This is a genomic window from Saccharothrix australiensis (genome assembly GCF_003634935.1).
Lineage (GTDB): Bacteria > Actinomycetota > Actinomycetes > Mycobacteriales > Pseudonocardiaceae > Actinosynnema > Actinosynnema australiense.
The window spans coordinates 7,116,182-7,131,828 of record NZ_RBXO01000001.1 but is presented as its reverse complement, the minus strand read 5'-3'; the positions used below and the strand labels follow the sequence as shown (position 1 = coordinate 7,131,828).

The following is a 15,647-nucleotide window of genomic DNA, read 5'->3' as shown; positions in this document are numbered from 1 at the left end:
CGCGGCGCGGGGGCGGTAGCGGGTGTCGGGGTGTCGGGGTGTCAGGGTGTCGGGTCGGTCGCGCTCAGGGGCTCTTCGACGTCGACCTGCCGCACGCCCTCGGCGGCGACCGCACGTTGGACGTCGTCCAGTGCCACCGACGCCCGGAGGTAGCCGACGGACGCGTCGGCCGCCTCCACCACCGCGCCCAGCTCGCGCAGCGCGGTCGCGGTCCGCTCGGTCGCGCCGGTGTCGGTCGAGATCACCAGCACGACGCGCGTCACACCGTCCCGCCGCGCCCTGACGAGGACGTCCTTGCCGTGGGGGCTGAGCTGGGCGGGCGCCGGTGCCCGCGAAACCGCCTGCGGGCTGTTCGTCCGCTGGTCGGCAGGGAGCGTCGCCACACCGACCGGCGCGGTGCCGGTCTCCGCCTTCGGGGCGCAGCCGGTCGCCGGCACGCACAGGCACACCGCCACGCACAGCCACTTCGTCGCGAGCCGTCCCATCCGCACCCCTCCCGAACGCGCCACGACACCAGGACGGAACCACCGGTGCGGGAGGTTGCGTCAGTCGGCGCGCTGGTCGGGCCCGCTGAACGCCTGCACCCGCTCCTGGCCGTCCGCGCTCTCGCCGAACACCCGGTTGTCCGCGTCGGCGAGGGGGCGGTCCGGGCCGACCGGCCGGTGGTCCGCACCGCCGACACCCCGGTCCGCGTCGGACGCGCGGTAGCCCGCGCCGGTCGTGGCGCGGGGCAGGTCGTGCACCCGCACCTGCGGCAACGCCTCGGGGTGCCGCGTGCGCAGCCAGCCGACGAGGTGTTCGCGCACGACGCACCGCAGGTCCCACAGCCGCCCGGCGTCGGTGGCGCTCACCAGCGCGCGGATCCGCACGAACGACCCGACGGCCCCGGTCACCTGCACGACGCACACCCGGCCGTCCCAGAGGTCGCCCGCCTCCAGGGCGCGCCGCAGCTCCTGCCGCAGGTCCTCCACCGGCACGGTCCAGTCGACGTCCAGCTCGACCGTGCCGAGCAGCGCCGACTGGGTGCGCGTCCAGTTCTCGAACGGGGTCTTCAGGAAGTACGACGTCGGCAGGATCAGCCGCCGGTCGTCCCACAAGTGCATGACCACGTAGGTCAGCGTGATGTCCTCGACCCGTCCCCACTGCTCCTCGACGACCAGCACGTCGTCCAGCCGCAGGGCGTCGCTGAACGCGATCTGCACGCCCGCGAACACGTTCCCCAGCAGCGATTGCGCCGCCAACGCGGCGATCGCGCCGATGACACCGGCCGACGCGAGGATGCTGGTGCCCGCCGCCCGCGCGCCGGGGAAGGTCATCAGCACGGCAGCGGCGGCCAGCACGCCGACGATGACCACCGTCACCCGCCGCACCAGCGTGATCTGGGTGTGCACGCGCCGCGCGTGCCGGTTGTCCGACACGTCGACCCGGATCCGCGCGAGCGTGGCGTCCTCGGCCACCACCAGCAGCGCGGCGAGCAGCCACGCGCCGGCCAGGATCAGCGCGATCCCGACCGCGTGCAGGGCGGCCGGCCGCCACTCGCCGCGCGCGGCCACGCCCAGCGAGAACTGCACGGCCACCAGCACCGCGACCACGAGCGCCGGGCGGTGCGCGTGGCGGGCCAGCCCGGCGAACAGGTCCGACCGCCTGCCGAGCCGGCGGACCACGCGGTGCACCAGCGTCACGACCACCAGCGCGACCAGCACCGACCCGGCGAACGTGAGAGCTGCGACGAGCACGGAAAGGCACCTCCTCGTCTCGGGACACGTCCTCCACCCGTACCCGAGCGGCGGCTCGGCCATTCGCGCGGCGACCTTCCTCACGGACACCGCGCCGAACCCGCCGACACGGCGCCGAACCCGCGCGGGGGCTCCACCGCCCGTACCGGGGCCGGCGGGACGGCCGGGACAAGGGCAAGGTGGCGGTGTCCGGATCTGTGCTCCCACCCGGCCGGTGACCGGCTCGTGGTCGACCTGTAGCGGAGGAAACGTGTTCGTGGAGTCCGATGGCGTGCGGTTGTCCGTGCACGAGCGCGGGGACCGGTCCGCGCCGACCGTCGTCCTGGTGCACGGCTACCCGGACACGCACCGCGTGTGGGACGGCATGGCGGACGTCCTCGCGGAGCGGTTCCACGTCGTCACCTACGACGTGAGGGGCGCGGGCGCGTCCGGCAGGCCGAGCGGCCTGGCCGCGTACCGGTTGCCCGTGCTGGCCAGGGACCTGCTCGCGGTCATCGAGGCGGTGAGCCCCGGATCGCCCGCCCACGTCGTCGGGCACGACTGGGGCTCGATCCAGTCGTGGGAGGCGGTCACGACACCGGGCGCGCGGATCGCCTCCTACACGTCGATCTCCGGTCCGTGCCTGGACCACGTGGGGCACTGGACGCGGCGGCGGCCGAGCGCGGCGCACCTCAAGCAGTGGTTGCGCTCGTGGTACGTCGTGGCGTTCCACGTGCCGTTCGTCGCGCCGTTCGTGATGCGGCGGTTCGTCGCTCCGCGCTGGGGCCGGGTGCTGCGCGGGATCGCCGGACCCCGCGCGTACGTCGCACCGACCATTGTGGACGATGCCGTCCAAGGCATGTCCTTGTACCGGGCGAACTTCATCCCGCGCCTCCGGTCGCCGCGCGAGCGCCGGACGGACGTTCCGGTCCAGCTCGTGCACCTGCTCCGGGACGACTTCGTGACCGCGGGCGTGCTGGAGAACGTCGGAGACTGGGCATCGGACCTGCGCCGGCGCGCCGTCGACGCCGGGCACTGGGCGCCGGTGACGCACGCCGGCGAACTCGCGGAGCTGGTGGCGGAGCACGTCACCGCGCACACCGCGTCGGCTGCTCCGACCGAGGAACCTCCCGCGCCCGGCTCCGGGCCAGGTTCCACGAGCGCCAATCGTCGTCCTTGACCCTCCGGTACCGCAGCACGCAGTCCCGCAGGGCGTCCGGCAGCGTCGCGATGGCGGGCACGGCGTCGTCGGAGAGCCCGGTGAGGTAGTCGAGGTCGATCCGGCCGCTCTCCTGCCACCGCGCGATGTTCCGCTCGGCGATGAACCGCTCCGGGTTGAGCGCCGCGAGCCCGACCAGCGCGGCGAACCCGGCGCCCAGGACCGCCCGCGCGAGCCACCGGCCGTCCAGCCGGACGCCGGCGGCGAGCACCAGCAGGTAGGCGACGCCGAGCCACAGCTCGCACGTGGCGACCAGGACGCGGAGCACCGTGAACCCGTACGCCTGCTGGTAGGCCCACATCCGGGCGAGCGCGGACGCGACGATGACCAGGCTGAGGACGCTCAGCGCGCCGAGCAGCGCCCTCAGCCAGGTGCGGTCGGTCCGGGTGCCGACCTCCGCGAGCTGCGCGGTGACCGCGATGACGCCGAGGGTGAGCAGCGTGACGGCCAGCAACTGCCAGAACCCGCTCCGCGCGTACTCGGCGTAGGTGAGGCCGGCGGTGCGCAGGACGTGGTCGTCCCCGCCGAACAGCGTGGTGACCTGCACCCCGACGAACGCGGCGAACAGCACGACCAGCGCGCCGACCGGCAGCACCCAGTCGCGGCGGGCGATGGTGCGCGGGACGGTCGGCGTGCCGTCCAGCTCGGGCGGCGCGGCGCGGAGGAAGCGGGCGGCGGTCGTCGTCAGCCCGACGACCAGGAAGAGGACGACCGGCTCCACCAGCGACCCGTCGGGCACGAGCGCGCCGAGCAGGTCGGCGAACGCGGCGTCGGCGCCGGCCAGGAGGGGCACGAAGACGACCAGCAGACCGACCGTCACCAGCACCGGCCGGACCATCGGCGACCCACCACCGGCCCGCAGGCCCTTGGCGAGCCAGGGGACGGCGCGCAACGCGGCCGCGGGCACGGCGACGGAGCCGAACAGCAGGCCGCGCGCGGTCACGCCGCCGACGACGGCGAGCGAGGCGGCCGCGCACCCGGCGATCGCGCAGAGGGCGAACAACCACTCGGCGGCCACCAGCGCCCCGGTGCCGAACAACGCCACCGCGGCGACGGCCCAGCCGAGGCGGACCTTGCCGAGCAGCAGGAACACGGCGAGGGCGGCCGGCGCCCACCCGACGCCGGGCCGGTCGAGCGGCACCAGCACGGCCGCCGCGACCCCGGCTACGACACTGGTGAGCAACACGCGGTTGGGTGACATCGGCTCGGCCTCCGGGCACGGTTCATCGCGCCGGCGGCGAGGGCCGGCGGTCTTCAGGGAGTGGGACGGTCAAGGACCGGTCGGTGGGCGGGGTCGGTCGGCGGAGCCGGTCGGCGGGGCCGCGTCTCAGCTCTTGCGCCCGGAACTGTCGGTGGCTCCTGGCAGGATGGAAGTCGGGGGCTGCTCAGCGCGGCCCGGCCCGGTCGGCTGGGGCGGGTCGGTCGGCTGGAGGCTGGTCGGCGGGGGCGGGTTGGTCGGCGGGGCTGCGTCTCAGCTCTTGCGCCCGGAACTGTCGGTGGTCCCTGGCAGGATGGAAGCCGGGGGCTGCTCAGTACCGGGCCTGTTCCGCACCCGGCCTGTTCCGGACCCGGCCTCTGCCCGTACCCGGCCGGCGCGGCACCGGGCTTGTTCGGCACCGGCCACCCCTCGGCGGCGGCTGGTCAGGTCACCTCGCGCAAGGCACCCGCCCCCGCACCGGGCCAGGCACCACGGGCCTCGTGCCCACCGACGTCCTGACCGCCGAAGTCCTGACCACTGGGGCGCGCCGGCAGCGCGGCCCGGATCCGGCACCCCGGACCGTCCACCACCGCGATGCTGCCGCCGTGCAGGTCGACGATCCACCGCGCGATGTTCAGCCCGAGCCCGGTGCCACCGCCACCGGCCCGTTCCCCCCGCGTGAACCGCTCGAACACCCGCTCCCGGTCCTCGGGCGCGATGCCCGGCCCGTCGTCGGCGACCTCCAGCACCAGCTCCGCCCCGACCGTCGCCGTCACCCGCACCTCGCCACCGGCCGGCCCGTGCCGCGCCGCGTTGTCGAGCAGGTTCACCACCACCTGGTGCAGCCGGGCCCGGTCGGCGACCGCGGTCGCACCCGGTGGCCGCACGTCGACCGCGAACCGCACCCCGCGCGCGGCGGCGGACGCCTCCGCCACGACCTCGGCCAGCAGCGGCTCGACGGGGAACTCGGCCAGCTCCAGCCGTTGCGCCCCGGCGTCGATGCGCGACAGGTCGAGCAACTCGGTGACCAGCCGGCCCAGCCGCTCGGTCTGCGCCAACGCAGTCCGCATGGTCCGCGCGTCGGGCTCGGCGACCCCGTCGACCACGTTCTCCAGCACGTTCTGCAACGCCGTGATGGGCGTGCGCAGCTCGTGCGACACGTTGGCGATCAGCTCCCGCCGCCGCCGGTCCGCCTCCGCCAGGTCGTCCGCCATCTGGTTGAACGCGCCCGCCAGCTCGCCCACCTCGTCCCGAGCCGTGGCGCGCACCCGCCGGCTGTAGTCGCCGCGCCGCATGGCCCGCGCCGCCGCCGTCATCTCCCGCAGCGGCCTGGTCATCCCGTGCGCCAGGAACTGCGACGTCACCAGCGCGCACACCAGCGCCCCGATCGTGGTGCCGACCGGCAGCCACCCGATCTGCGACCAGAAGTACGCGTACCCCACCGCGCCGGACGACACGAGCAGGATGCACAGCTTCAGCTTGATCGACCGCACCGGGTCGAGCGGGCGCGGCAGCGACGTGTAGTCCGCCACCGCGTCCAGCGCCGCCCGCGTGGTCCGCGCGATCTTCACCGCGGCACCTCCAACGCGTAGCCGATCCCGTGGACGGTCCGGATCAGGTCCGTGCCCAACTTGCGCCGCAGCGCCTTGACGTGGCTGTCCACGGTCCGCGTCCCGGTGCCGTCGTGCCAGCCCCACACCTCGTTGAGCAGGCGTTCCCGCGACTGCACGGCCCGCGGCCGCTCCGCCAGGTACACCAGCAGCTCGAACTCGGTCGGTGTGAGGTGCGCCTCCTCGCCACCGCGCAGCACCCGGCGCTCCGCCAGGTCGATCTCCAGGTCCGCGAGCGCGATCCGCGCGGACGGCACGGCCGCGCGGTCGACCCGGCGCAGCAGCGCGTGCACGCGCGCGGCCAGCTCCCGGATGGAGAACGGCTTGGTCAGGTAGTCGTCCGCCCCGACCGCGAGGCCGACCAGCAGGTCCGTCTCGTCGCCCCGCGCGGTCAGCATCAGCACGGGCACCGGCCGGTCGGCCTGGATGCGCCGGCACACCTCCAGCCCGTCGAACCCCGGCAGCATCACGTCGAGCACCACGAGGTCGGCGTCACCGGCCTTCGCCACCCCCGACGGACCGTCGTGGGCCAGCTCGACCTCGAACCCCTCCGCGCGCAGCCGTGCGGCCACGGACGAGGCGATGGTCAGGTCGTCCTCGACCACCAGAACCCGGCGTGTCATGCGGCCGACTCTATGTGGAAGGGGTGGAGAGGTCCGGTGCGAGTTGTGAACGTCCTGTGGAGGCTACGGTGTACCCGTGGCGGAAGCGGTCCTGGAAGCGGTGCTGGAGCGGATCACGTTCGCCAACGAGGACACCGGGTACACGGTCGCCCGCGTCGACACCGGCCGGGGCGGCGACCTGGTCACGGTCGTGGGCGCGCTGCTCGGCGCGCAGCCCGGCGAGTCGATCCGGATGCGCGGCCGGTGGGGCTCGCACCCGCAGTACGGCAAGCAGTTCCACGTCGACGACTACACGACCGTCCTGCCCGCGACCGTCCAGGGCATCCGCCGCTACCTGGGCTCCGGCCTGATCAAGGGCATCGGCCCGGTGCTCGCGGACCGGATCGTCACGCACTTCGGCGTCGACGCGCTCGACGTCATCGAGCGGCAGCCGGAACGGCTCATCGAGGTGCCCAAGCTCGGTCCGAAGCGGACCAAGCTCATCGCCGCCGCCTGGGAGGAGCAGAAGGCCATCAAGGAGGTCATGGTCTTCCTCCAGGGCGTCGGCGTGTCGACGTCGCTGGCCGTCCGGATCTACAAGCAGTACGGCGACAAGTCGATCGACGTCGTCCGCCAGGAGCCCTACCGCCTGGCCACCGACGTGTGGGGCATCGGCTTCCGGACGGCGGACACCATCGCGAAGGCCGTCGGCATCCCGCACGACAGCCCGCAGCGGGTCAAGGCGGGCCTCCAGTTCACGCTGTCCGAGGCGACCGGGAACGGCGACTGCTTCCTGCCGGAGAACCAGCTCATCGGCGACGCGATCAAGATCCTCCAGGTCGACACCGGGCTGGTCATCGACTGCCTGGCGGAGCTGGTGGCCGAGGAGGGCGTGGTGCGGGAGGTCATGCCGGACGGCGAGGCGGCGGTGTACCTGATCCCGTTCCACCGGGCGGAGATCTCGCTGGCGGGCCAGTTGACCAGGCTGCTGCGCACCGACGCCGAGCGGATGCCCGCGTTCGCGGACGTCGACTGGGACCGCGCGTTCGCGTGGCTGGGCGCGTCGCTGGAGGACAAGCAGCGCGACGCCGTCAAGCTGGCGCTGACCCGCAAGGTCGCGGTGCTCACCGGCGGGCCGGGCTGCGGCAAGAGCTTCACCGTCCGGTCGATCGTGCGGCTGGCGGCGGCGAAGCGCGCCAAGGTGGTGCTCGCCGCGCCGACCGGGCGGGCCGCGAAGCGGCTCACCGAGCTGACCGGGCACGAGGCGAGCACGGTGCACCGGCTGCTGGAGCTGAAGCCGGGCGGCGACGCGGCCTACGACAGGGACCGCCCGCTGGACGCGGACCTGGTGGTGGTGGACGAGGCGTCGATGCTGGACCTGCTGCTGGCCAACAAACTGGTGAAGGCGGTCGCGCCCGGCGCGCACCTGCTGCTGGTGGGCGACGTCGACCAGTTGCCGTCCGTGGGCGCGGGCGAGGTGCTGCGGGACGTCCTCGCCGAGGGCAGCCCGATCCCGAACGTCCGCCTCACGCACATCTTCCGGCAGGCGCAGCAGTCCGGCGTCGTGACCAACGCCCACCGGATCAACTCGGGCGACTACCCGCTGGTCCAGGGCCTGCCGGACTTCTTCCTGTTCCCGGTGGAGGAGGCGGAGGAGGCCGCGACGCTGACCGTCGACGTGGTGGCGCGCCGCATCCCGCGCAGGTTCGGCCTGGACCCGCGCACGGACGTCCAGGTGCTCGCGCCGATGCACCGGGGGCCGGCCGGGGCGGGCGCGCTGAACGTCGTGCTCCAAGAAGCGCTGACGCCGTCGGCGAGGGACGTGCCGGAACGCAGGTTCGGCGGTCGGGTGTTCCGCGTCGGCGACAAGGTGACGCAGATCCGGAACAACTACGACAAGGGCGAGAACGGGGTCTTCAACGGCACGCTCGGCATCGTCACCGGGATCGACGTCGTGGAGCAGAAGTTGACCGTGCGGACGGACGAGGATGAGTCCGTGGATTACGAGTTCGGCGAGTTGGACGAGCTGACCCACGCCTACGCCATGACGATTCATCGCTCACAGGGCAGTGAGTACCCGTGCGTGGTCATTCCAATCACCACCAGTGCTTGGATGATGTTGCAGCGGAACCTGCTGTACACGGCCGTCACGCGGGCCAAGAAGCTGGTCGTGCTGGTCGGGTCGCGCAAGGCGATCGGGCAGGCGGTGCGCACCGTGGGCGCCGGTCGACGCCACACGGCACTGGACCACCGGCTGCGTCACGCCTGAGCGGGGTGGGCGCGGTCTTCGGCGGCGAGGGCGGCGGCGTCGGCGAACGACGCGCGGAACCGGTCGATCTCGTCGCCCTCCAGGCTGATCATCGTGCGCTCGTCCAGCCAGACCTCCACGATCCCGTCGGTGACGCCGATCGAGCAGACGGCCGGGCGGTGGTCGGGGTCGGAGCAGCGCAGCAGCCACTCGCGCGGTGGGTGGCACTGGTCGTGGGTCGCGTCGCGGGCGGGAGAAGGCATGGCGATGTCCCCTTTCGGATGGTCCGGGGTCGAATCGGGATGGACTTCCCTGATCAGTCGCTAGCGTGTACCTAGGTGAGCATCCCGGCCCCGACCACCTCGTCGCCGGACCTGGAGATGGTCTACGTCGAGAACCTGCACGATGCCGACTACCTGGACGGCAAGCAGGAGGTCAACGACTACTCGGACCTGTGGGGCGGCCTTACCGCCGATGCGCTCGGGGTGGAACAATCGAGAAGGTTCATCCTGGCCGTCGCCGAGGACTACGCCTGACTCGGGAAGGTGGTCCCTGCCATGACTCCGGACTTCTCCACCGCCGTCTTCAAGACGTCGAGCCGCACCGACGGCAGCGGCACGTGTGTGGAGGTGGCTGCGGTGCCGGGGTTCTTCGCGGTGCGGGACAGCAAGCATCGGGATGGTGGGCACGTCAGCGTGTCGGCGCGGGCGTTCGCCGCGTTGGTGCGTACGTTGCGGAAGTAGTGCGCCTGACCGTGAGAGGTGGTCCCGTCATGATCCCGGACTTCTCCGCTGCCTGGTTCAAGACATCGAGCTTCACCGAGAACGCCGGCACGTGTGTGGAGGTGGCCGTGGTGCCGGGGTTCTTCGCGGTGCGGGACACCAAGAACCGGGCCGGCGGGCACATCAGCGTGTCGGCGCGGGCGTTCGGGGCGTTCCTGCGCGAGTTGCGGAAGTAGCCCGCCGGAACCCCGAAGAGGTCCCGGCGGGCCACGAAATCACTTGATCGGGTACGCGATGTGGCAGACCTCGTCGTCCGGCCCGGCCGCGTCCCAGTCCGTGAAGTACACCTCGCGCGGCGACCCGGCGACGGTGTGGCCGTTGGCCTCCACCCACGCCGACACCGCGTCGTACGCCGACGCGATCTGTGGGTACTCGACCTCCCGCTTGCGCAGCGTCAGGTACGCCTCGCGGTGCGCCGGCTCGACCCTCGCCGCCGCCTCGGCGGGCGGTGCGGCCACCGCGATCGGCACCGCCACCTCCACCGGCCCGTCGCTGTCCTCGCTCACCTCCCCGTGGTAGATCGACAGGCAGTCGCCCGACACCCCGCCGTACGCGCGCGCGGTCTTCTCCAGCCGACCCATCGCCTCGCCGATCCACTCCGACAACGCCGGTTGCAGCACGTGCCGCTGCTCGACCAGCACGACGCACCCCGGCACGTCCCGCTGCTTCACCTCGTACATCTCCGACAACCCCTTCCCTCCGGTCAACACCACGTGGAGGTGGGCGGCGAGGTCGCGCTGCACGGCGAACCGCTGCTCGACCCCCGACCAGTACGCCGCCAGCAGCGCCGCCCGCTCGCCGGACGGCGCGGCGACGATCCGGCCGACCACCGCCAGCGGCATGTCCAGCCTGCGCAGCGACCGCACCAACCGCGCGTCGGCCAGCTGGTCCTCGCCGTACCGGCGGTAGCCGTTGGCCGGGTCGACCGACGCGGGCGTCAGCAGGCCCTGCCGCTCGTACAGGCGCAGCGCCTTGAGCGACAGCCTGCTGCGCCGCGCGAACTCGCCGGTGCCGAGCAACCGGTCCGCCATCCCCACCCCCTCCTCCGGTGTCGAAGCCTGGGACGTGCCCCAAGGGCAGGGTCAACAGTTGCGCCGGATGTCCCTCCGCCCCTGGTGCGGGCGGCACAACTATCACCCACAAGCGTGGGTACAGCCGGTTGGCGGGTGCGCGCCGCGCCGGTTTTGCCCCATCCTCCGACTCATCCCTGCCTAGGAGGAACCGACCGTGAAGTCGACCAGACGTTCACTCGTGACGCTGGCCATCGCCGGTGCCACGGCCGCCGCCGTGATCAGCGGCGGCGCACCCGGCAGCGCCGGCCCCGCACCCGGGGCCGCCGTCGCGCAAGCCGGCCCGACCTACGTCTACAAGGTGCGCGCGCCGCTCGGCGATACCGCGCAGGACCTGCTCAAGCGCGGCTTCGACGTGCTGGAGCAGCGGGAGGGCGACCACCTGTTCGTCCTCGGCGACGCTGACACCGGCGCGAAGCTCAAGGCCGACGGGTTCACCGCCGTCATCGACGAGGTGCTGCCCGCGCCGCAGTGGGAGCCGCCGGCGCGCAAGTCGCAGTCCGTCGACGCCGCGGCGCTGGAGGAGACCTACTACGGCGGCTACCGCACGGTCAACGCCCAGTACGCGCACCTGGACGCGGTGGCCTCCCAGCACGCGAACCTGGCCACGGTCGTCGACTACGGCGACTCGTGGAAGAAGACGCAGGGCGCGGGCGGGTACGACCTGCGGGCCATCTGCATCACGAAGAAGAACGCCGGCGACTGCGCGCTGAGCACGTCCGCGCCGAAGCCGCGGTTCTTCGTGATGGGCCAGCTGCACGCGCGCGAGATCACCACGGGCGACGTGGCGTACCGCTGGATCGACCACCTGACCCAGGGCTACGGCACCGACGCCGAGGTGACGGCGCTGCTCGACACCACCGAGGTGTGGGTGGTGCCGATCGCGAACCCGGACGGCGTGAACATCGTGCAGCAGGGCGGCAACTCGCCGCGCTACCAGCGCAAGAACGCCAACACCACCAACGGGTCCGGCTGCTCGGGCACGTCGGCGTCGCACGTCGGCATCGACCTGAACCGCAACACCGACTCGCACTGGGGCGGCGACGGCACGTCGGCCAACCCCTGCGACCAGACCTACAAGGGCCCGTCGGCCAACTCCGAGGTCGAGACCCGCGCGCTCCAGGCGTTGTGGCGCAACCTCTACAAGGACCGCCGCGGCACCGGCGTGACCGACGCCGCGCCCGACGACACGACCGGTCTCGTGGTCTCCATGCACAGCTACTCGAACCTGGTGCTGTTCCCGTGGGGCTGGACGACGCAGTACAAGACCGGCAACGACGCGCCGCTGCGCGAGATGGCGCGGGAGATGGCGCGGCTGGCGGGCGGTTGGCAGTACGGGCAGCCCGGCGAGGTGCTGTACAACGCGGCGGGCGCGACCGACGACTGGGTCTACGACGACCTGGGCGTGGCCTCGTACGTGTGGGAGATCGGTCCGGGCTCGGGCGCGTGCAGCGGGTTCCTCCCGGCGTACTCGTGCCAGTCCTCGACGTTCTGGCCGAAGGTCAAGTCGATGCTGCTGTACTCGGCCAAGAAGGCGTCGAACCCGTACGGCGGCGCGAACCAGCCCCTGCCGTGCCCGAAGGCCACCAACGACGGCGACGTGGCCATCCCGGACGGCGGCGCGGCGGTCAGCAGCACCATCACCGTGTCGGGCTGCTCGGGCAACGCCGCGCCGGCCACGGTGGTCGAGGTGCACGTGAAGCACACCTACCGGGGTGACCTGGCGCTCGACCTGGTCGCGCCCGACGGTTCGGTCTACCGGCTGAAGTCGTCGAGCAACGACTCGGCGGACGACATCGACGCCACCTACACGGTGGACGTGTCCAGCGAGCCGCGCAACGGCGCGTGGCAGTTGAGGGCCCAGGACGTGTTCTCGGCGGACAGCGGCTACATCGACAGCTGGAGCCTCACGCTGTAGCGCGGTGCCCGGCTCGACGCGGTGGAGCCGAAACGCGGTGAAGCTGAAACGCGGTGAAGCCGAAACGCGGCCCCGTGGACGGGATGTCCACGGGGCCGTTGCACATCCGGGGTGCACCGAGCCGCGGCACGCATCCACCGGCATGCCGCAGGAGCGGTCAGCGACATGGGGAAGGGCCCCTGCGGGGGAGACGCCCGCAGGGGCCCTTCGGTGTGGAGCGCGCGCTCCGGGTCGTGTTCGGTCCTGCCGCGGCCCTACTTCAGGCCGTTGCCCATCGCGGTGACGAGTTCGCCGTTGGTCGTGTCACCGTCGAGCGACCAGAAGAACGCGCCGCCGAGGTTGTTGTCCTTGGTCCACTTCATCTTGCCGCCGATGGTGGCCGGGGTGTCGTAGCTCCACCACTGGTTGCCGCAGAAGGCGTACGCGGTGCCGTTGGTGGTGCCGGTGGCCGGGCACTTGGTCTTCAGGACCTTGTAGTCCTCGATGCCCTTCTCGTACGTGCCCGGCGCGCCGTCGGTCGCCGAGCCGCCCGGCGTGGACTGGGTGACGCCGGTCCAGCCGCGGCCGTAGAAGCCGATGCCCACCAGCAGCTTGGAGGCCGGAACGCCCTTGTCCTTCAACTTCTGGATGGCGGCGGCGGTGTTGAAGCCCTCCTTGGGCAGGCCCTCGCCGGTCAGCGGGGAGTGCGGGGCGGTCGGGCCCTTGGCGTCCCACGCGCCGAAGAAGTCGTAGGTCATGACGTTGTACCAGTCGAGGTACTTCGACGCGCCGCCGTAGTCGGCGAGGTCGAGCTTGCCGCCCTTGCTGCCGTCGGCGGTGATGGCCGCGGTGACGAGGTTGCTCGGGCCGAACCGGGTGTCCAGGGCCTGCATCAGGTTCCGGAACGCGTCCGGGCCGCTGCTGTCGCAGGTCAGGCCGCAGGCGTTGGGGTACTCCCAGTCGATGTCGATGCCGTCGAACACGTCCGCCCAGCGCGGGTCCTCGACCAGCTTGTAGCAGGACTCGGCGAACGCGGCCGGGTTCTGCGCCGCCTGGCCGAAGCCGCCGGACCAGGTCCAGCCGCCGAACGACCACAGCACCTTGATGTGCGGGTACATCTTCTTCAGCTTGCGCAGCTGGTTGAAGTTGCCGCGCAGCGCGCCCGCGTCCCACGAGTCCGACGTGCCGTCGACGCTGGTGTCCGCGCCGTAGAACTTGTCGTAGTCGGCGTAGGTGTCGTCGTTCGCGGTGCACCGGCCGCCGGTCACGTTGCCGAACGCGTAGTTGATGTGCGTGAGCTTGGCGGCGGAACCGGAGGTGTGGATGTTCTTGACGTGGTAGTTGCGACCGTAGACGCCCCACTGCACGAAGTAGCCGAGGTTCTTGTAGCCGCTCGGCGGGTTCGTGGTGGTAGTGGTGGTCGTGGTGGTCGACGACGAGGAGGACGACGTGGTCGTCGTCGTGGTCGTCGTGGTGGACGACGTCGAGCTGGTGGGCGTGCTGCCGGCCTCACAGGACTCGCCGTTCAGCTTGCAGTTCGCCGGGCCGGAGTACGCGCCGGAGTACGCGACGTTGAAGCCGAAGCTCAGCGAGGCGCCCGCGCCCAGGTTGCCGTTCCAGGTGTTCTTCACCGTGACGTGCTGGCCGCTGGTCGTGTAGCTGCCGTCCCACAGGGAAGCGATCTTGTGGTTGGCGGGCAGGTCGAACTCGACGGTCCAGCTGGAGATGGCGGCGGACGAGGCGTTGCGGATCGTGTACTTGCCCTCGTAACCGGCGCCCCAGTCGGAGCCCTTGGTGAAGGTGGCCGACAGGCCGCCCGCGCCGCTCGCGGCGGGCACCAGGACCAGACCGAGGACCATTGTGGCGACCGCCACGAACAGGGCTGTGAGATGCCATCGGATCTTCGACATCGTGCTCCTCGTCAGGGAAGGAGTGCAGGGTTGAGAAGAACATGTGGTTCAGACCACTTGACGGTCAAGGTCTAGACCACTGCGTCACTCGAACGGACTAGCCGCCGGCGGCCTGGGAGCGCTTCCAGTCAGGGTTCCCCGAGGGGGACGCGTCCGTCCGAAGTCGTGCGCGTGATCAGACCGGGGGCGGTCGTGCGCGGTCCGCCGAACGGCCAGACTCGGACTCCCGGACGTTCGACGGGGACCGTGTGACAGGGAGGGAACGTTGATGCGCAAGAGGGGAATCGCCTTAGCCGCCGTCGTGGGGCTGGCGGCGCTGGGGCTCGGCGGCACGGCCGTCGCGGAGCCGGCGGAGGCCGCGGGCGGCCGGATCGACCGCGAGGCCGTCCAGCGGGTGCTGGACACGATGACCGGCCGGGGAGGCGTGGCCGGCGCGCAGGTCCGGATCACCGACGGGCGCCGGCAGTTCACGATGCGCAGCGGTGTCGCGGAGGTGGGCACCACCAAGCCGGTGCCCACCGACGGCCGCTTCCGGGTCGGCAGCATCACCAAGACGTTCGTGTCCACCGTGGTGCTGCAACTGGTGGGCGAGGGGAAGGTCGGGCTGGACGACCCGGTGTCGCGGCACCTGCCGGGCCTGCTCCCGCGCGGTGGCGAGATCACCGTGCGGATGCTCCTCCAGCACACCAGCGGGCTCTACAACTACACGTCGGACCTGCCGCTGGACCCGGCCGGGTTCGAGCGCATCCGGTTCAAGCACTGGGAACCGGAGGAGCTGGTGGCGATCGCCACCGCCAAGCCGCTGGACTTCACCCCCGGCACGGACTGGAACTACTCCAACACCAACTACATCGTGGCCGGCCTGCTGGTCGAGAAGGTCACCGGGAAGCCCTACGACGAGGCGGTCGAGCAGCGCGTCCTGCGCCCGCTGGGGCTGCGCTCGACGGTCGTGCCCGGTGACCGGGTCGACATCCCCGGCCCGCACGCCCACGGCTACTACAGCGTGGACGGCAGGACCGTGGACGTCACCCGGCTCAACCCGTCGGTCGCCGGCGCGGCGGGCGAGATGATCTCCACGACCGCCGACCTGGACCGGTTCGTGGACGCCCTGCTCGACGGTCGGCTGCTCGCGCCCGCGCAGCAGGCCGAGCTGACGAAGACCCTGCCGTTCACCGGCGGGTACGGGCTGGGCTTCGAGGCGCTCGAACTGCCGTGCGGCGTGACCGTGCACGGTCACGGCGGCGGCATCCCCGGCTACAGCAGCATCATGTTGAGCACGAAGGACACCGGCGTCCGCCTGGAGGGCTCGTTCACCTCCGCGCCGACGCCGGGCGGCGGTCCGGGGCCGGAGCAGCTGCTGACCGAGGTGTTCTGCTGAGCCGACCGCCCCGCGGGG

Annotated in this window: 15 protein-coding genes; 7 read left to right on the top strand and 8 right to left on the bottom strand. The window is 72.1% G+C overall.

Annotated elements, in window-relative coordinates:
• Positions 1-41 precede the first annotated feature (41 nt).
• On the bottom strand, positions 42-485 hold the full coding sequence (locus tag C8E97_RS30325) for a hypothetical protein (protein WP_147455274.1): 444 nt from the start codon (positions 483-485) through the stop codon (positions 42-44).
• Between the two features lie 60 nt (positions 486-545).
• On the bottom strand, positions 546-1,736 hold the full coding sequence (locus C8E97_RS30320; RefSeq protein WP_246019271.1) for a mechanosensitive ion channel family protein: 1,191 nt from the start codon (positions 1,734-1,736) through the stop codon (positions 546-548).
• A gap of 256 nt (positions 1,737-1,992) precedes the next feature.
• On the opposite strand from C8E97_RS30320, the gene C8E97_RS30315 reads away from it, so the two are divergent.
• Positions 1,993-2,895, top strand: coding sequence for an alpha/beta fold hydrolase (locus C8E97_RS30315; protein ID WP_170212038.1), 903 nt, complete (start codon positions 1,993-1,995; stop codon positions 2,893-2,895).
• On the opposite strand, the gene C8E97_RS30310 is transcribed toward C8E97_RS30315, so the two are convergent.
• From C8E97_RS30310 to C8E97_RS30300, 3 genes are all read right to left on the bottom strand, one after another.
• A complete protein-coding gene (locus tag C8E97_RS30310; RefSeq protein ID WP_121009008.1) occupies positions 2,804-4,135 on the bottom strand; it encodes a DUF4153 domain-containing protein in 1,332 nt (443 codons plus the stop codon). The two genes, C8E97_RS30315 and C8E97_RS30310, sit on opposite strands and share 92 nt — an antisense overlap.
• Before the next feature lie 440 nt (positions 4,136-4,575).
• Positions 4,576-5,703, bottom strand: a complete 1,128-nt coding sequence (locus C8E97_RS30305; protein WP_246019270.1) for a HAMP domain-containing sensor histidine kinase — start codon at positions 5,701-5,703, stop codon at positions 4,576-4,578.
• A complete protein-coding gene (locus tag C8E97_RS30300; RefSeq protein WP_121009006.1) occupies positions 5,700-6,365 on the bottom strand; it encodes a response regulator transcription factor in 666 nt (221 codons plus the stop codon). The genes C8E97_RS30305 and C8E97_RS30300 overlap by 4 nt, the downstream gene beginning before the upstream one ends.
• Positions 6,366-6,441: 76 nt before the next feature.
• Between C8E97_RS30300 and recD2 the strand changes: the two genes are divergently transcribed.
• On the top strand, positions 6,442-8,613 hold the full coding sequence (gene recD2, locus C8E97_RS30295; protein WP_121009004.1) for an SF1B family DNA helicase RecD2: 2,172 nt from the start codon (positions 6,442-6,444) through the stop codon (positions 8,611-8,613).
• Here the strand turns inward: recD2 and C8E97_RS30290 are convergent.
• Positions 8,604-8,855, bottom strand: coding sequence for a hypothetical protein (locus tag C8E97_RS30290; RefSeq protein WP_121009002.1), 252 nt, complete (start codon positions 8,853-8,855; stop codon positions 8,604-8,606). The genes recD2 and C8E97_RS30290 overlap by 10 nt on opposite strands.
• Before the next feature lie 75 nt (positions 8,856-8,930).
• Between C8E97_RS30290 and C8E97_RS30285 the strand changes: the two genes are divergently transcribed.
• From C8E97_RS30285 to C8E97_RS30275, 3 genes are read left to right on the top strand one after another with little or no spacing between them, the layout of a single operon-like run.
• The gene (locus C8E97_RS30285) at positions 8,931-9,128 is read left to right on the top strand and encodes a Scr1 family TA system antitoxin-like transcriptional regulator (RefSeq protein WP_211347161.1); all 198 of its coding nucleotides are present in this window, start codon (positions 8,931-8,933) and stop codon (positions 9,126-9,128) included.
• Between the two features lie 21 nt (positions 9,129-9,149).
• Entirely contained in the window at positions 9,150-9,335 is a 186-nt protein-coding gene (locus C8E97_RS30280) for a DUF397 domain-containing protein (protein WP_246019269.1), read from the top strand.
• 29 nt (positions 9,336-9,364) lie between these two features.
• Positions 9,365-9,550, top strand: coding sequence for a DUF397 domain-containing protein (locus C8E97_RS30275; protein WP_121008998.1), 186 nt, complete (start codon positions 9,365-9,367; stop codon positions 9,548-9,550).
• A 39-nt stretch (positions 9,551-9,589) separates the two neighbouring features.
• On the opposite strand, the gene C8E97_RS30270 is transcribed toward C8E97_RS30275, so the two are convergent.
• Positions 9,590-10,405: a MerR family transcriptional regulator gene (locus C8E97_RS30270; RefSeq protein ID WP_121008996.1), complete on the bottom strand. Its 816-nt coding sequence runs from the start codon at positions 10,403-10,405 to the stop codon at positions 9,590-9,592.
• 196 nt (positions 10,406-10,601) lie between these two features.
• Here C8E97_RS30270 and C8E97_RS30265 point away from each other — a divergent pair, with 196 nt between their 5' ends.
• A complete protein-coding gene (locus C8E97_RS30265; protein ID WP_246019268.1) occupies positions 10,602-12,362 on the top strand; it encodes a M14 family zinc carboxypeptidase in 1,761 nt (586 codons plus the stop codon).
• 254 nt (positions 12,363-12,616) lie between these two features.
• On the opposite strand, the gene C8E97_RS30260 is transcribed toward C8E97_RS30265, so the two are convergent.
• Positions 12,617-14,251, bottom strand: a complete 1,635-nt coding sequence (locus C8E97_RS30260) for a glycosyl hydrolase family 18 protein (RefSeq protein WP_121008994.1) — start codon at positions 14,249-14,251, stop codon at positions 12,617-12,619.
• Positions 14,252-14,519: 268 nt separating this feature from the next.
• Between C8E97_RS30260 and C8E97_RS30255 the strand changes: the two genes are divergently transcribed.
• A complete protein-coding gene (locus C8E97_RS30255) occupies positions 14,520-15,629 on the top strand; it encodes a serine hydrolase domain-containing protein (RefSeq protein ID WP_121008992.1) in 1,110 nt (369 codons plus the stop codon).
• Positions 15,630-15,647 lie beyond the last annotated feature (18 nt).